The sequence below is a fragment of the Aeromonas sp. 600527 genome (assembly GCF_049175415.1).
In the GTDB taxonomy this organism is placed as follows: domain Bacteria; phylum Pseudomonadota; class Gammaproteobacteria; order Enterobacterales; family Aeromonadaceae; genus Aeromonas; species Aeromonas veronii_A.
The window spans coordinates 27,586-43,237 of record NZ_JAAKVA010000016.1 but is presented as its reverse complement, the minus strand read 5'-3'; the positions used below and the strand labels follow the sequence as shown (position 1 = coordinate 43,237).

13 protein-coding genes and 1 tRNA gene are annotated in these 15,652 nt (G+C 58.5%); 8 read left to right on the top strand and 6 right to left on the bottom strand.

Going from position 1 to position 15,652, the window contains the following annotated elements:
* The first annotated feature begins 97 nt into the window (after nucleotides 1–97).
* Nucleotides 98–859 (top strand): Nif3-like dinuclear metal center hexameric protein, encoded by a 762-nt coding sequence (locus tag G5154_RS17175; RefSeq protein WP_216954095.1) that lies wholly within the window; start codon nucleotides 98–100, stop codon nucleotides 857–859.
* Nucleotides 860–1,081: 222 nt separating this feature from the next.
* Here the strand turns inward: G5154_RS17175 and purN are convergent, their stop codons facing one another.
* Both purN and purM read right to left on the bottom strand, forming a co-directional pair.
* A complete protein-coding gene (purN, locus tag G5154_RS17170; RefSeq protein ID WP_421251219.1) occupies nucleotides 1,082–1,720 on the bottom strand; it encodes a phosphoribosylglycinamide formyltransferase in 639 nt (212 codons plus the stop codon).
* Nucleotides 1,717–2,754: a phosphoribosylformylglycinamidine cyclo-ligase gene (gene purM, locus G5154_RS17165; RefSeq protein WP_021231046.1), complete on the bottom strand. Its 1,038-nt coding sequence runs from the start codon at nucleotides 2,752–2,754 to the stop codon at nucleotides 1,717–1,719. The genes purN and purM overlap by 4 nt, the downstream gene beginning before the upstream one ends.
* 177 nt (nucleotides 2,755–2,931) lie before the next feature.
* Here purM and upp point away from each other — a divergent pair, with 177 nt between their 5' ends.
* The 3 genes from upp to hda all read left to right on the top strand — a co-directional run bounded on the left by upp (nucleotide 2,932) and on the right by hda (nucleotide 5,532).
* The gene (upp, locus tag G5154_RS17160) at nucleotides 2,932–3,558 is read left to right on the top strand and encodes a uracil phosphoribosyltransferase (RefSeq protein ID WP_005334115.1); all 627 of its coding nucleotides are present in this window, start codon (nucleotides 2,932–2,934) and stop codon (nucleotides 3,556–3,558) included.
* Nucleotides 3,559–3,708: 150 nt separating this feature from the next.
* A complete protein-coding gene (locus tag G5154_RS17155) occupies nucleotides 3,709–4,728 on the top strand; it encodes a DUF2066 domain-containing protein (RefSeq protein ID WP_139406423.1) in 1,020 nt (339 codons plus the stop codon).
* 102 nt (nucleotides 4,729–4,830) lie between these two features.
* Nucleotides 4,831–5,532, top strand: coding sequence for a DnaA inactivator Hda (gene hda / locus G5154_RS17150; protein WP_013723920.1), 702 nt, complete (start codon nucleotides 4,831–4,833; stop codon nucleotides 5,530–5,532).
* A 106-nt stretch (nucleotides 5,533–5,638) separates the two neighbouring features.
* Here hda and aceA read toward each other — a convergent pair whose 3' ends face one another.
* The 4 genes from aceA to G5154_RS17130 all read right to left on the bottom strand — a co-directional run bounded on the left by aceA (nucleotide 5,639) and on the right by G5154_RS17130 (nucleotide 9,763).
* On the bottom strand, nucleotides 5,639–6,952 hold the full coding sequence (gene aceA, locus G5154_RS17145; protein ID WP_139406426.1) for an isocitrate lyase: 1,314 nt from the start codon (nucleotides 6,950–6,952) through the stop codon (nucleotides 5,639–5,641).
* Nucleotides 6,953–7,025: 73 nt separating this feature from the next.
* On the bottom strand, nucleotides 7,026–8,633 hold the full coding sequence (gene aceB, locus G5154_RS17140) for a malate synthase A (RefSeq protein WP_139406429.1): 1,608 nt from the start codon (nucleotides 8,631–8,633) through the stop codon (nucleotides 7,026–7,028).
* Nucleotides 8,634–9,321: 688 nt separating this feature from the next.
* Nucleotides 9,322–9,462, bottom strand: a complete 141-nt coding sequence (locus tag G5154_RS17135) for a hypothetical protein (RefSeq protein WP_005334106.1) — start codon at nucleotides 9,460–9,462, stop codon at nucleotides 9,322–9,324.
* A 224-nt stretch (nucleotides 9,463–9,686) separates the two neighbouring features.
* Nucleotides 9,687–9,763: transfer RNA gene (locus G5154_RS17130), tRNA-Pro, on the bottom strand.
* Nucleotides 9,764–10,012: 249 nt separating this feature from the next.
* Here G5154_RS17130 and tadA point away from each other — a divergent pair.
* The 4 genes from tadA (at nucleotide 10,013) to pstB (ending at nucleotide 15,646) form a co-directional block, all read left to right on the top strand.
* Nucleotides 10,013–10,570, top strand: coding sequence for a tRNA adenosine(34) deaminase TadA (tadA, locus tag G5154_RS17125; RefSeq protein WP_371167952.1), 558 nt, complete (start codon nucleotides 10,013–10,015; stop codon nucleotides 10,568–10,570).
* 204 nt (nucleotides 10,571–10,774) lie between these two features.
* The gene (locus tag G5154_RS17120; protein WP_139406433.1) at nucleotides 10,775–13,012 is read left to right on the top strand and encodes an ABC transporter permease subunit; all 2,238 of its coding nucleotides are present in this window, start codon (nucleotides 10,775–10,777) and stop codon (nucleotides 13,010–13,012) included.
* Nucleotides 13,013–13,044: 32 nt separating this feature from the next.
* Nucleotides 13,045–14,694 (top strand): phosphate ABC transporter permease PstA, encoded by a 1,650-nt coding sequence (gene pstA, locus G5154_RS17115; protein ID WP_421213057.1) that lies wholly within the window; start codon nucleotides 13,045–13,047, stop codon nucleotides 14,692–14,694.
* Nucleotides 14,695–14,827: 133 nt separating this feature from the next.
* Nucleotides 14,828–15,646, top strand: coding sequence for a phosphate ABC transporter ATP-binding protein PstB (pstB, locus tag G5154_RS17110; protein ID WP_005334102.1), 819 nt, complete (start codon nucleotides 14,828–14,830; stop codon nucleotides 15,644–15,646).
* The last annotated feature ends 6 nt before the right edge of the window (nucleotides 15,647–15,652 follow it).

Below are 15,652 nucleotides of genomic sequence, written 5' to 3'. Positions count from 1 at the left end.
ACGGCCCGGCTCGATTATCATGGGGCCCTTGGCGCTTTGAGCCTGGGCCCTGTTTTTATTGGTAAAGCAGGGGACCGAGCCTTAATAAGGGACCCCTATGATCTCTCATCGAAAACTCGAAACCGTACTGAACCATCTGCTCGAACCGCACTCTATCAAGGATTACTGCCCCAACGGCTTACAAGTGGAGGGGCGCGAACGTATTCGCAAGGTAGTGACCGGTGTCACCGCCAGTCAGGCGCTCATTGACGCGGCGGTGGCTGCCGAGGCCGATGCCATTCTGGTCCATCACGGCTACTTCTGGAGCGGTGAACCGGCCCAGATCACCGGCATGAAGCAGCGTCGGCTCAAGACCCTGCTGACCCACGATATCAACCTGTTTGCCTACCATTTGCCGCTGGATGTCCATCCCGAGGTGGGTAACAACGCCCAGCTAGCCAAGCTGCTCGACATCAAGGTACGCCGCGGCCTGGAGCCGTGGAACAGCAAGAGCGTCGCCATGGTGGGCAAGCTGGAAGAGCCGATGAGCGGCGCCGACTTTGCCAAACTGATTGCCGAGCGCCTTGGCCGCGAACCACTCTATTGTGGCGACAGCGGCCCCGAGCTTATCCGTTCCGTGGCCTGGTGCACCGGTGGCGGTCAGAGCTACATCAATCTGGCGGCGGAGCAGGGCATCGATGCCTTTATCTCCGGTGAAGCCTCCGAGCAGACCATTCACACCGCTCGCGAGATGGGGATGCACTTCTACGCCGCTGGCCATCACGCTACCGAGCGTTACGGCGTCAAGGCGCTGGGGGAGTGGCTGGCGACCGTGCACGGGCTGGATGTGACCTTTATCGATATCGACAATCCGGTCTAAACCTGTCCACGATCTGGCTACGAAACCGTGATCAAGGCTCATGTGCTGCTCGGAATCCTCACGTATGTCTACACGCTCCGGTTCCTATGCTGCTCTTCACCTTGTTGACGGTTTCTCACTGCAGGTCGTGAACAGGTTTAAGCCTGTGCCTGTGGTGGGAAAATTCAGGAAATAAAAAGGAGGCCATCGGCCTCCTTTTTCACATTTCGACAAGACGTCTGCTTACTCGCAGGCGTAACCAGCGGGGCCCAGCAGGGCGCCATCCAGTTGCACAGCGCCGTCCACCATCTGCAGCCTGCCTTCGCAGAACCAGCGCACCACCAGCGGGTAGATGCTGTGCTCCTGCGCCTGTACCCGTGCCGCTACCTCGTCCGCCGTGTCCCCTTCAAAGATGGGCACGCGGGCCTGCAGGATCACCGGGCCACCGTCCAGCTCTTCGGTGACGAAGTGGACGCTGGCGCCATGCTCACTATCACCGGCATCGATAGCGCGCTGGTGGGTGTGCAGGCCCTGATACTTGGGCAGCAGGGAGGGGTGGATATTGATCATCCTCCCAGCGAAATTGCGCACCAGATCGCCGCTCAATATCCGCATAAACCCCGCCAGCACCACCAAGTCCGGCTGATAATCTGCCATCAGCGCCAGCAGGGCGGCGTCATACTCTTCCCGGCTGGCAAACTGCTGCTGGGCCAGAATGGAGGTCGCCACGCCTGCCTCTTTAGCGCGAACCAGACCATAGGCATCGGCCTTGTTGCTGATGACACCGACCACTTCACCGGCAATCTTGCCGCTGGCGCAGTGGTCGAGGATCGCCTGCAGGTTGCTGCCGCTGCCGGAGATTAGGACGAGGATCCGCATCATTTTATGACGACCTGCTCCTCACCGTCTGCTGCCTTGGCGATATGACCGATGTGCCATGCGTTCTCGCCTTCCGCTTTGAGCAGGGTCAGCGCCTTCTCCAGCTGGTTGGCGGGCAGGGCGATGATCATGCCGACACCGCAGTTGAAGGTGCGATACATCTCGTGACGGGTGACGTTGCCAGCCTGCTGCAGCCAGCTGAACACCGCCGGCCACTGCCAGCTCTGCTCGTCGATCACAGCTTGAGTATTGGCAGGCAATACGCGGGGGATATTCTCCCAGAAGCCGCCACCTGTGATGTGGGACAGGGCGTGGATCTCGCACTCCTTGATGAGCTTGAGCACAGGTTTCACATAGATGCGGGTCGGCTCCAGCAGGGCGTTGGCCAGGGTGGTGTCACCCAGCGGCTGATGCACGTCGGCTTTGGAGACTTCCAGAATTTTACGGATCAGGGAGAAGCCGTTGGAGTGAGGGCCGCTGGCGGCCAGCGCGATCAGGGCATCCCCTTCACCGACCTTACTGCCGTCGATGATTTCGCTCTTCTCCACCACACCGACGCAGAAACCGGCGATGTCGTAGTCTTCCCCTTCATACATACCCGGCATCTCGGCGGTCTCGCCGCCCACCAGGGCACAGCCTGACTGCTCGCAACCGGCACCGATCCCGGTGACCACCGCGGCCGCGGTGTCCACGTCCAGCTTGCCGGTTGCATAGTAGTCGAGGAAGAACAGCGGCTCGGCGCCCTGTACGATCAGGTCATTGACGCACATGGCCACCAGATCGATGCCAACGGTGTCGTGCTTCTTCAGGTCGATGGCCAGCCGTAGCTTGGTGCCCACACCATCGGTACCGGAGACCAGTACCGGCTCCTTGTAGCCCGCAGGGATTTGACACAAGGCCCCAAAGCCGCCAAGACCACCAAGGACTTCAGGACGACGAGTGCGCTTTGACACGCCCTTGATACGTTCAACCAGTGCATTGCCGGCATCGATATCTACGCCAGCATCCTTGTAGCTCAGTGAGGTTTTGTCAGTCACGAGTATTCCCCGTCATGTAAAGAAGTGGAGGGTAAAATTCGGGGCGTATTCTAACAGTGGCGGTGAAAAACCAGAAAGGAAATCGTTTGCGCGTTTTTGCGCGGAAATGCTCTACAAGCGGCGGCTTTTGTTGTATGATTCCGCGATTTTTTTTGCGGCAGGTTAGAGGAGATAATAATGAAAGTCGTTGAAGTCAAACACCCCCTGGTCAAACACAAGATCGGTCTGATGCGTGAAGGCGATATCAGCACCAAGCGTTTCCGTGAACTGGCCAAAGAAGTGGGCAGTTTGTTGACCTATGAAGCGACCTCTGACTTCGAAACCGAGAAGGTTATCATCGATGGCTGGAATGGGCCAGTAGAAGTTGACCAGATCAAAGGCAAGAAGGTAACCGTCGTACCCATCCTGCGTGCCGGCCTTGGCATGATGGATGGCGTGCTGGAGCACATGCCGAGTGCCCGCGTCAGCGTGGTCGGTATCTACCGCGATGAAGAGACCCTGCAACCGGTTCCCTATTTCGAGAAGATCGTCAGCAACATCGAAGAGCGTCTGGCGCTGGTCATCGATCCGATGCTGGCCACCGGTGGTTCCATGATCGCTACCATCGATCTGCTGAAGAAGAAAGGCTGCCAATCCATCAAGGTGCTGGTACTGGTTGCCGCGCCGGAAGGGATCAAGGCGCTGGAAGCCGCTCACCCCGACGTAGAGCTCTACTGCGCTTCTGTCGACCAGGGGCTGAACGAGAAAGGCTACATCGTGCCGGGTCTGGGCGATGCAGGCGACAAGATCTTCGGTACCAAATAAGTTTATGCCTTGACCTGCTTCCCATATGGAAGGGGTGATCGGAGCCGGCGCATCGCCGGCTCTGCTGTTTGTGGCCGCTTGTGCCAGCCTTGCCGCAGGACGTGCCTTGCCGCTACCATAAGCACACTCTCCCATTTCGAGACTCTGTTCATGTTCAAACGTGTTGTGACCGCCCTCTGCTGCGGCTTGTCATTCATGGCCTCGGCCGCTCAGGTGACCGACCTCTATCAGGGCAAGGCCCCGACCAGTGGTGACATGGTGGCCGCTCAGGGGCAGGCACTGGGTCAGGTGCTGATCAAGGTGACCGGCAAGCGCGACATCCTCACCCAGCCGGTGGTGGTCAAGGCGCTGGCGGCCCCGGGCGACTATGTCAAAAGCTATGGTTATCAGGATCAGGACTCCGTCAAGTATCTGAAAGCCGAGTTCAAGAGTGACAAGGTCAACAGCCTGGTCTCCGAGAGCCAGTTTGCCCTGCTTGGCCCGGCTCGTCCCCAGATGGCGATCTGGCTGGTGGTGGATCAGGGGGAGCGTCGCCTGCTGGCAGATCAATCCAGCGATGGTTGGGCGCAAGCCTTGCGCGAGCAGGCCCAGGCGCTGGGGCTACCGATCAGCATTCCGCTGATGGATCTCGATGACAACATGGCGGTCAGTGCCACCGACGTCTGGGGACGCTTTGCCGACCCGATTTTGCAGGCAAGCCAGCGCTATGGCGCCGAGATGGTGGTGCTGGGCAAGCTGACACCGGAAGGTGACAAGTGGAGCATCGATTGGGGACTCTACGGTCCCAAAGCGGCCGGTGAAGTGACCGAGCTGACCCGTGGCAATAGCACCGGCACTCAGGCCGAAGTGGCGCAAGGGTTTGCCGATACCCTGGCGGCCTGGCTGGTGAAAAACTACGGTGCCCGCATTTCGGGTCCGGCAACCAGCCAGACCCTGGTGGTGGATGGCCTCTCCGAAGTGGACAGCATGATCGCCGTGCAGAAGATGCTGCAGGGGATGGCCAACGTCAGCAAGGTGGCGATCGGCAAGCTGGAGGGAGACCAGGTCACCTTCAACTTTACCCTGCAAGGGGATCAGGCCGAGCTGGTGCGGGCGCTGCAGCTTGAGAGTCGTTTGCGCAAGGTTGACGATAATGGCAGCGGTTTGCGTTACCAATGGTCGCAGCCCTGATTTTATAAGGCTTTTGTAGACCGCCCGGCTTGCCCGGGCGGTTCTCTATCTGCCATTGCGATGGTACACTTAGCCACAAATGTCACAGTCAAAGCCCAACGAGTGAAGCAACCGGCCCAACTGTCTTTAGCCGTACAACTACCGGATGATGAAACCTTCGTCAGTTTTTATCCCGGCAACAATGCTCATCTGATCACCGCTCTCAAAAACGCGGCCATCGGTCAGGGATCGCCTTTCCTCTATTTCTGGGGAGCCAAGGGATCCGGACGCTCTCATCTGCTCCACGCCACCTGTGCCGAGGTCAACGCCCGCGATGCGGCGGCGGCCTATCTCTCCCTCGATCAGTTTGAACAGCTCGACCCCAGCATGCTCGATGCCCTCGAAAGCTTGCCGCTGGTCTGTCTCGACAGCCTTGAGGCGATCGCCGGCAATGCCGTGTGGGAGCGGGCGCTGTTCGATTTCTATAACCGCTGGCAGGAGAAGGGCGAGGGAACGCTGGTGGTCACCGGCTGCAGCGCACCGCGCAAACTGGGGCTGCAGCTGCCGGATCTCGCTTCGCGCCTCGACTGGGGGGTGAGTTTCCATCTCGAAGAGCTGGATGACGAAGGCAAGCTCAGTGCCCTGCAGCTGCGTGCCGAGCTGCGGGGCTTCAAACTGCCCATCGATGTGGGCCGCTTCCTGCTGAACCGACTCTCCCGCGATATGCGCACCCTGCTCACCACTCTCAATCAGCTCGACAATGCCTCATTTCGCGCCAAGCGCAAGCTCACCATCCCCTTTGTTAAAGAGATCCTCGAGCTCTGATCCTCTCGGCGGTGTGCGGTTGTGCACCTGACTTTCGTTTGAGTGGCAGATAAAAAGAAACCCCGGCTTCAGACCGGGGTTTTGCTATTTCAAAGGGCTCTGCCTATCAGTGGAACTGATCTTCTTCGGTGGAGCCGGTCAGTGCGGTGACCGAGGATTGGCCACCCTGAATGACGGTGGTCACCTTGTCGAAGTAACCGGTACCTACCTCCTGCTGGTGGGCCACGAAGGTGTAACCACGGCTGGCGGCGGCAAATTCCGGCTCCTGCACCATCTCGACGTAGTGCTTCATCCCTTCGCCACGGGCGTACTGGTAGGCCAGCTCGTACATGTGGAACCACATGTTGTGGATACCCGCGAGGGTGATGAACTGGTACTTGTAACCCATATCGGAGAGCTCCTGCTGGAAGCGGGCGATGGTGGCATCGTCCAGATTCTTCTTCCAGTTGAAGCTCGGGGAGCAGTTGTAGGCCAGGATGCGATCCGGGAACTTGGCCTTGATTGCTTCGGCAAATTTACGCGCTTCGTCCAGATCCGGCTTGGCGGTTTCACACCACACCATGTCGGCGTAGGGGGCGTAAGCCAGACCGCGAGCGATGGCCTGATCGATACCGGCACGCACCTTGTAGAACCCTTCGGCAGTGCGCTCGCCAGTCAGGAAGTCTGCATCGTACGGGTCGGCGTCGGTGGTCAGCAGGTCAGCGGCGTTGGCGTCGGTACGGGCGATCACCAGGGTGGTGGTGCCGCACACATCGGCTGCCAGACGGGCGGCAACCAGCTTTTGCACCGCTTCCTGAGTCGGTACCAGCACCTTGCCGCCCATATGGCCACACTTCTTGACGGAAGCGAGCTGATCTTCGAAGTGCACGCCAGCGGCGCCCGCTTCAATCATTCCCTTCATCAGTTCGAAGGCGTTCAATACGCCACCGAAACCGGCTTCCGCATCGGCCACGATAGGCAGGAAGTAGTCGATAAAACCCTCGTCCTGCGGCCCGATCTTGTTGGCCCACTGGATCTGGTCGGCACGGGCGAAGGAGTTGTTGATGCGCTCCACCACGGACGGTACAGAGTTGGCCGGGTAGAGGGACTGATCCGGATACATGGTGGAGGACAAGTTGTTATCCGCCGCCACCTGCCAGCCGGAGAGGTAGATCGCCTCGATCCCCGCCTTGGCCTGCTGCACCGCCTGACCACCGGTCAGGGCGCCGAGGCAGTTGACGTAGCCTTTCTTGGCGTCGCCGTGGATCAGGCCCCACAGCTTGTCGGCACCGCGCTGAGCCAGGGTGTGCACCGGCTGCAAGCTGCCGCGCAGGTTCACCACATCTTCGGCGCTGTAGCCGCGCTTGATCCCTTTCCAGCGGGGGTTTTCCGCCCAGTCTTTCTCGATAGCCTGGATCTGTTGCTCACGGGTCAGTGCCATATCAGTTCCCTCTTTCATTGATTTCACGTTTCCATTGACTTGTTATTGGCGAGCCCCGCTAGGGGCCCGTGATTCAGAGCCGCTCGTAACCGGGCAGCGTCAGAAAATCGATCAGGGTGTCGGCGCAGGTGATCTCTTCCATCAGTTCACTCGCCTCGGCAAAGCGTCCTGCTTGCCAGCGTGCGGCGCCCACCTCGGCTTTGACCACCTCCAGCTCCTCGGCCAGCATCTGGCGGAACAGCTCTTTGGTCACCACCTTGCCATTCGACAGGCTCTTGCCGTGGCGGATCCACTGCCAGATGGAGGTACGGGAGATCTCGGCGGTGGCGGCATCTTCCATCAGACCGTAGATGGGGACGCAGCCGTTGCCGTTGATCCAGGCCTCCAGATATTGCAGGGCAACCCGGATATTGGTGCGCATCCCCGCCTCGGTGCGCTCGCCCTCACAGGGTGCCAGCAGGTCGGCGGCGGTGATGGGGGCATCCTGCTCACGCAGCACGCCGATCTGGTTCTTGGCACCAGCCGCAATGGTGGCATTGAACACCGCCATGGCGGTATCGGCCAGGCCAGGGTGGGCGACCCAGGTGCCATCGTGGCCGTTGTTGGCTTCGCGCTCCTTGTCCGCTTTGACCTTGGCGAAGACCTGCTCGTTGACGGCGGCATCCTTGGCCGGAATAAAGGCCGCCATACCGCCCATCGCCAGCGCTCCGCGCTTGTGGCAGGTCTTGATCAGCAGCCGCGAGTAGGCGGAGAGGAACGGCTTGTCCATGGTCACCACCTGACGATCAGGCAGTACCCGATCCGGATGGTTCTTCAAGGTTTTGATATAGCTGAAGATGTAGTCCCAGCGGCCGCAGTTCAGCGCAACGATGTGATCCTTCATCTGATAGAGCAGCTCATCCATCTCGAATACGGCTGGCAGGGTTTCAATCAGCACGGTGGCCTTAATGGTGCCACGGGGCAGACCGAACTTGTCCTCGGTCCAGGCGAACACCTCGCTCCACCAACGCCCTTCCAGATGGCTCTGCAACTTGGGCACGTAGAAGTAGGGGCCCGAGCCTTTGGCCAGCAGCGCCTGATAGTTGTGCAGGAAGTAGAGGGCAAAATCGAACAGGCCGCCGGGGATGGGTTCGCCATCGAAGGTGACATGTTTTTCCGGCAGGTGCAGACCGCGCACCCGGCAAATGAGGACGGCCGGATTGGGGTTCAGGGTATAAGCCTTACCTTCCGGACTGGTGTAAGAAATGCTGCCGTTGACCGCATCGCGCAGGTTGATTTGGCCCTCGATCACCTTGTTCCAGGCGGGTGCCAGTGAATCCTCGAAATCCGCCATGAACACCTTGACGTTGGCGTTGAGGGCGTTGATCACCATCTTGCGCTCGACCGGGCCTGTGATCTCCACACGGCGGTCTTGCAGGTCGGCAGGAATGCCGCGAATGGTCCAGTCACCTTCACGGATGTGGGCGGTTTCCGGCAGGAAGTCCGGCAGCTCGCCACCATCGATACGGGCCTGACGTGCCACACGTTGTTTCAGCAACTCCCCTCTTTGGGGAGCAAAACGTTCCACCAGTTCGGAGACCAGAGCCACCGCGTCCGGCGTCAGAATTTGCGCGTATTCGGGCAGCATCTCGCCCTGGATGCGAAGGCGGGCGCTGCAGTGGGTCTGAGCCGGTGCCGACATAAGGTTCACTCCTTTGAGAATTACATTTTGAACTTACTAACTACGACTAAAGTCGAATCCCTGTTCCTGAAACGTTCCCGCAACAACGGGATAACACGATTGATAAGGTGCGAAATATTGTTGATTACGTCAACAGTTTTTTTTAAACGCCTGTTTTTTTGATATAGTTAAGTTGATGTTTTTTATTGCTTTATTTGGTTGGTATAAAAACTCTACGCAGATGGTTATGCTCCTGCTTTTTCCCATCTGACAACGGCTAATTTGGGCCGTTACCTTGCTCCTCGTTCTGTAACTTATTACGTAATAAAATTACAAATGCAAAAACAAATCCCGACCTAACTCCAGGCTTTGCCAAAACAGCCGTATAAAGTGCGTTTGAATGTGGCAATGAATGTTTTGCTATTGCTAGATCTAGTTGGTGAACGTGCGTTTTAAACTTGGTGTGGTGATGCAGGCTCTGTTGGCACCAGCGGTTGCAACGATGGAAAGTGAAGCGCAATAACGTAGGTTTGTATCAATTGTCGGGGGGGATGCCGGGGAGGGAAGAGGGAGACGCATTAGTCAATAATACTGCCATCCTTGATAGAATTAGCAGTTTGTCGTTTTTTGCAGATTTCTCGCCAAGGGTGTGAAACTGAGTGTGTTGAACAGGCGATGCCCCAGTGATTGAGCGGCCATCTGGCCGGGCTCAATAGTCATCATCCGGTTCGGCAAGATCGATCACATCCAGCTGGATGACCTGTTCATTTTCGCTTTCGGTGTGGCAAGGGGTGTCGTGAGGAACGGAATAAAGCGTAATGGCGGGTGCGAAATCGGTGTTCTGGTTCATGCCTGGTCCTGTGTTGCACGCAAGCCGGACAAGTGATCCCTTCACTCGTGTTTCCACCTCCCTGTGTTGTCTACCGGCGGAAAGTTGCGCATCTTAATGAGTTCGGCAAAAAGATTCAAGTGGTTCTGAGTGTTTTTTGTTCTTGGTAGGCTGGCGTTGTCAGGAGGATAAATCGGAGGCAAAAAAATAGCCCAGTCGTTTGACTGGGCTATTCTCGGGGAAAATGGTCGGTGTGAGAGGATTCGAACCTCCGACCCTCTACACCCCATGCAGATGCGCTACCTGGCTGCGCTACACACCGACGGAGTCAGACTCGGCTGACGGGGAGGAAGTCTAATAGCATGGCCAAACGGGTGCAACTCCTTTTTTATCATAGAGATGCCGATTGCTTCTTTATTGCTCAGTCGGGATGCGGCTTGGGTCTGACGTGCAGATTTGGCATAATCGCCGCCCTGTCACTGCGAGCTATCATGCCTGCTATCTATGGATTCATCTGACAGGTATGGATAGCTGGAATGTAAACAGCACAATTGAACAATATAAAGAGGGGATGGGCGTGAAACCATCAGAGGTCCCAGAAATACCGAGTCAGGCACAGAGCCAAACCGAGCAGGACGAACAGTGGATGCGCCATGCCATGGCATTGGCCGCCCGGGCCGAAGGGATTGGCGAGATCCCGGTCGGTGCCGTACTGGTGCTGGATGGTCAGGTGGTGGGAGAGGGGTGGAACCGCTCCATCAGCGAACACGATGCCTGTGCCCATGCCGAGGTGATGGCAATCCGGGCGGCGGGCAAGCAGCTGGCGAACTACCGCCTGCTCGACACCACTCTTTATGTGACGCTGGAGCCCTGCTGTATGTGTGCCGGTGCGCTGATCCATAGCCGGGTCAAGCGGGTGGTTTACGGCGCCCGAGATCTCAAGACCGGTGCCGCGGGGTCGGTGTTCGAGATCTTGCAGGACCCGCGCCACAATCATAGAGTCGAGCTGACCGGCGGCGTGCTGGCCGATGCCTGCTCGGCTCAGTTGTCGGCCTTCTTCAAGCGCCGCCGCGCCGAAAAAAAGGCGGCCAAACTGGCGCTGCAACAATCAAACGATACCCTTTCCTGAATCATTCGGGGGCAGCGCAGGCTGCCCTTGCTGATTATCCTCATAAATATCCCTTTATAAACAATATATTGCGTCCATCTTCCTTCGAAAGGATCCCCGCCCATTTTTCCGTTAACAACCTCTGTTAAAGCACTCTCGATGTAACAAAACTGTCATGCAACCGCCATATAATGCCGCGAAGCCTAGCTTACATTGAGGTCTTGCATGTCATCGGAATCGTTAAACCTGGTCATGGCGGGCAGTAGAAAACGCCGGATCAAGGATAAATTGGCCAAATATGGCGTCACCACAGGCGGAGCCCTGGTACTGGTGGCGCTGCTGCTTATCTTCTTTTATCTGCTCTATGTGGTGAAACCCATCTTCAATGGCGCCTCCATGGAGCAGACCGCCTCGTTTACCCTGCCTGCCGCAGGGAAGACCGCCTGGCTTGGCGTGGAAGAGCAGAACGAGATCGGCTATCGCTTCAGCGATAAGGGGCAGGTCAACTTCTTTACGGTGCAGGGAGATGACAAGATCAAGGTCGGCCAGTCACTGGGTCAGGCTCAGGTTGCTGGTGACATCACCACGGTAGCGACCCCGGCACCGGGCCAGCGGCTGATTGCTTACGGCTTTGCCGATGGCAAGGCGCAGGTCGTCCAGCCAGCGTTCAAGGTTTCCTATCCCAACGATGTTCGGGTGATTGAGCCCAGCCTGCAATATCCCTTCGGCGAAGAGCCGGTGGTGATCGACCCGCAAGGGAAGGCGCTGCAACTGATGGTGTTCGAAGCCACCAAGGACAAGATGGCGACCGCCGCCGTGACCGAAGATGGTCGTGGCGTGATGACTGTGATGAGCGGTGAGGAGAACTTCATCTCCGGGGAGATTGAGTGGAGCAGTGAGAACTACACCATTCCGTCCCTGCCGCGCCATGTGGATCAGATGTTGCTGACCCCCAATCTGCGGATCCTGTTCGTGCGCGAGGGTAATCGTCTCTCCGTCTATGACATTCATAACCTGAGCGAAATCTCCCTGCGCAACGTGCTGGAGATCAATGCACCCAACGCCAATGTGACCCGGGTTCAGCTGCTCTCCGGCGCCTCTTCACTGCTGGTGGGTAATGACAACGGCGTCATCTCCCAGTGGTTCGAAGTGGCGAAGGATGGCAAACGCCAGTTCACCCAAATTCGTGACTTCAAGGGTGATGGCGCAGTGGATCTGCTGACTCCCGAGCACTTTCGCAAAGGCTTCATCAGTGCCGACAAGGACGGCATCATCAGCTTCTTCCACGCCACCGGCGAGACCAAGCTGCTGACCGAGACGGTGGAAGGGGGCGAACTCTCTGCTCTGGCCATATCCCCCCGTCACAACCTGTTGCTGATGCAGCAAGGGAATACCTTCAAGCTCTTCTCGGTGGAGAACGAACACCCCGAAGTGACCTGGTCTGCCCTCTGGCAACAGGTGTGGTATGAAGGCTATCCGGAGCCCCAGTATGTGTGGCAATCCACCTCCGCCAGCAACGACTTTGAAGCCAAGCTGAGTTTGGTGCCGCTGGTATTCGGTACGCTGAAAGCCTCTTTCTACGCCATGGTGTTTGCTGTGCCGCTCGGCGTGGCCGGTGCCATCTATACCGCCTACTTCATGTCGGCGGGGCTGCGCAAATACGTTAAGCCGACGGTCGAGATCATGGCGGCGCTGCCGACCGTTATCCTGGGCTTCCTGGCGGGTCTGTGGCTGGCGCCCATCATCGAGGGTGCGTTGCCCGGGGTGATCCTGCTGCTGATATTGCTGCCGATGGGGATGCTGCTGACTGCACTGCTCTGGAACTATCTGCCGGAGCGCGGCAAGTCCTGGCTGCCTGAAGGGTGGCACGCCATCCTGCTGATCCCGGTGCTGCTGCTGATTGGCTGGGGGGCCTTCGCCCTGAGCCCGCTCATCGAGAATGCCTTTATGCACGGCGATTCGCGCATCTGGCTGACTCACGAAATGGGCATCAAGTTTGACCAGCGCAACTCGCTGGTGGTCGGTATCGCCATGGGCTTCGCGGTCATCCCCACCATCTTCTCCATCGCTGAAGATGCAGTCTTCTCGGTGCCCAAGCATCTGACTCAGGGCTCGCTGGCGCTGGGGGCCACCCCGTGGCAGACCCTGAGCCGGGTGGTGATCCTCACCGCCAGCCCGGGCATCTTCTCTGCGGTGATGATGGGCCTTGGGCGCGCCGTGGGCGAGACCATGATCGTGCTGATGGCTACCGGCAACACCCCCATCATGGACTTCTCCATGTTCCAGGGGCTGCGCACCCTCGCCGCCAACATCGCGGTGGAGATGCCGGAATCGGAAGTGGGCAGCTCCCACTATCGGGTACTGTTCCTCGCGGCCTTCGTCCTGTTTGTGTTCACCTTTTTGTTCAACACCCTGGCCGAGTTTGTCCGTCAGCGGTTGCGTGAAAAATACAGCTCGATGTAAGGGGCGACTCTGTAATGGACAAGGAATCGAAAATGGGTAAGTGGTTTAAATCAGGGGCTCCCTGGATCTGGATGACCGGCGGTGCCGTCAGCCTGAGTCTGGTGGCGGTACTGGGTCTGCTGCTGCTGATCGGCTGGCGTGGTCTGGTCTACTTCTGGCCGCACCCCATCTATGAGTGGCAGCTGGAAGATGCCAGCGGCAACAAGAGCGTACTGATCGGCGAGATCAACGATCGCGAGCAGGTTCCGGTGGAGCGACTGCGCGCCGCAGGTCTGCCACTGGAAGGGGAAGAGCGCGAGCTGCTGACCCGCTATCTGGTCAAGACCGGCAACCGTGAGTTCGTTGACCTCGATTTTCGCTGGGTGCTGGAGACGGACATCAAGTCCCAGAGCCAGCCGGCTGAGCTGGCCATGGTTGAGCGTGCCACCAACGGCAACTTCTATGGCTATATCGTCGGGGTGAAAGAGGATGGCCGCGAGCTCACCTCTGATCTGCATCCTGCCCTGCAGCGGGTGCTGGCGCGAGCCAATGCCCTTTCAGAACAGGCCAACGATCTGCAAAAAGGGGACATCGGCAGCATCAACTATCAACTGGAGCGGCTGCGCCTGAAAGAGCGCAAGGCCGAGCTGGATGACAAGCTGACCGATCAGCTCAAAGCCGAACTGGCCAGCGAGCGTAAGGCCCTCAACGATCGCTATCAAGTGCTGGAAAAAGAGCTCTTCTCCCTGCGTAGCCAAGCGGACCGCGACGCCATTACCGTCAAGGATATGCGTGGCGAGCTGGTGACCATGCCGATGTCCAAGGTACTGGACGTGGTATGGCCCAACGACATGAGCCTGCTGGCCAAGGTGGGTCACTGGTTCCACCAGATCGGCAAGTTCGTCTCTGACGATCCCCGTGAAGCCAACACCGAGGGCGGGGTGTTCCCGGCTATCTTCGGCACGGTGTTCATGGTGTTCCTGATGGCGATCATCGTGACCCCGCTGGGGGTGGTGGCGGCAGTCTACCTGCACGAATACGCGGGTAAGAACAGTCTGACCAAGATCATTCGCATTGCGGTGATCAACCTGGCGGGCGTGCCCTCCATCGTCTACGGCGTGTTTGGTCTGGGCTTCTTCGTTTACACCCTGGGGGGCAGCATCGACCGCCTCTTCTACCCGGAAGCGCTGCCGAGCCCAACCTTTGGTTCACCCGGCGTGATCTGGTCGGCGCTGACCCTGGCCATCCTGACCCTGCCGGTGGTGATTGTCTCCACCGAAGAGGGGCTGGCGCGGATCCCGAGCACCATCCGTCAGGGCTCGCTGGCACTGGGCGCGACCCAGGCCGAAACCCTCTGGCGCATCGTGCTGCCGATGGCGAGTCCGGCCATCATGACCGGCCTTATTCTGGCGATTGCCCGTGCAGCCGGTGAAGTGGCGCCGCTGATGCTGGTGGGGGTGGTAAAACTGGCACCGACCCTGCCGATGGATGGCAACTTCCCGTATCTGCATGTGGAGCGCAAGTTCATGCACCTGGGCTTCCACATCTATGACGTCGGCTTCCAGAGCCCCAACGTTGAGGCTGCCCGCCCGCTGGTCTACGCCACCTCCTTCCTGCTGGTGACGGTGATCGTGGGTCTGAACCTGACCGCTATCGGTATTCGTAACCACTTGCGCGAGAAATTCCGGTCGCTGGAGCATTAATCCGGCGCGTCTTGAGTGATACAAGAGTGAGATAACAGAGGGGCGGCCGAGCGCGAGCCGCCATCTCTCTGCACCAATACGTGAGGGGCGCCGGCAGCTGTCCGGCCACTCCAGATAGATTTTGAGGTAACAGATGATCAACGTAACGACCACGTCTACCCAGCACACCGCGCTGGACCTGCTCAACCTGACCCCGGAGCAGACCGCGCTGGAGGTGAAGGATCTCAACCTGTACTACGGCAGCAAGCAGGCGTTGTTCAACGTCAACATGAAGATCCCCAAAGGGCAGGTGACCGCCTTTATCGGCCCGTCAGGCTGTGGTAAATCGACCCTGCTGCGCTGCATCAACCGGATGAACGATCTGGTGGAGATCTGCCGCATCGAGGGGGAAATTCAGCTGCACGGCCACAACATCTATGACAAGAGCGTCGATGTTTCTGCCCTGCGCCGTCAGGTGGGCATGGTGTTCCAGCGCCCGAACCCGTTTCCCAAGTCCATCTACGAGAACGTGGTCTATGGTCTGCGCCTGCAGGGGATCAATGATCGCCGTACCCTGGATGAGGCCGCCGAGCGCTCTCTGCGCGGTGCGGCCCTGTGGGACGAGGTGAAGGATCGTCTGCATGACAACGCCTTCGGTCTCTCCGGTGGTCAGCAGCAGCGTCTGGTGATTGCCCGTGCCATCGCCATTGAGCCGGAAGTGTTGCTGCTCGATGAACCGACCTCGGCGCTCGACCCCATCTCCACCCTGACCATCGAGGAGCTGATCAACGAGCTCAAGAGCCAGTTCACCGTGGTGATTGTGACCCACAACATGCAACAGGCTGCGCGAGTGTCGGATCAGACCGCCTTCATGTATATGGGCGAGCTTATCGAGTACTCGGATACCAACACCATTTTCACCACCCCGGCCAAGAAAAAGACCGAAGATTACATTACCGGTCGTTACGGCTAAGGAGAG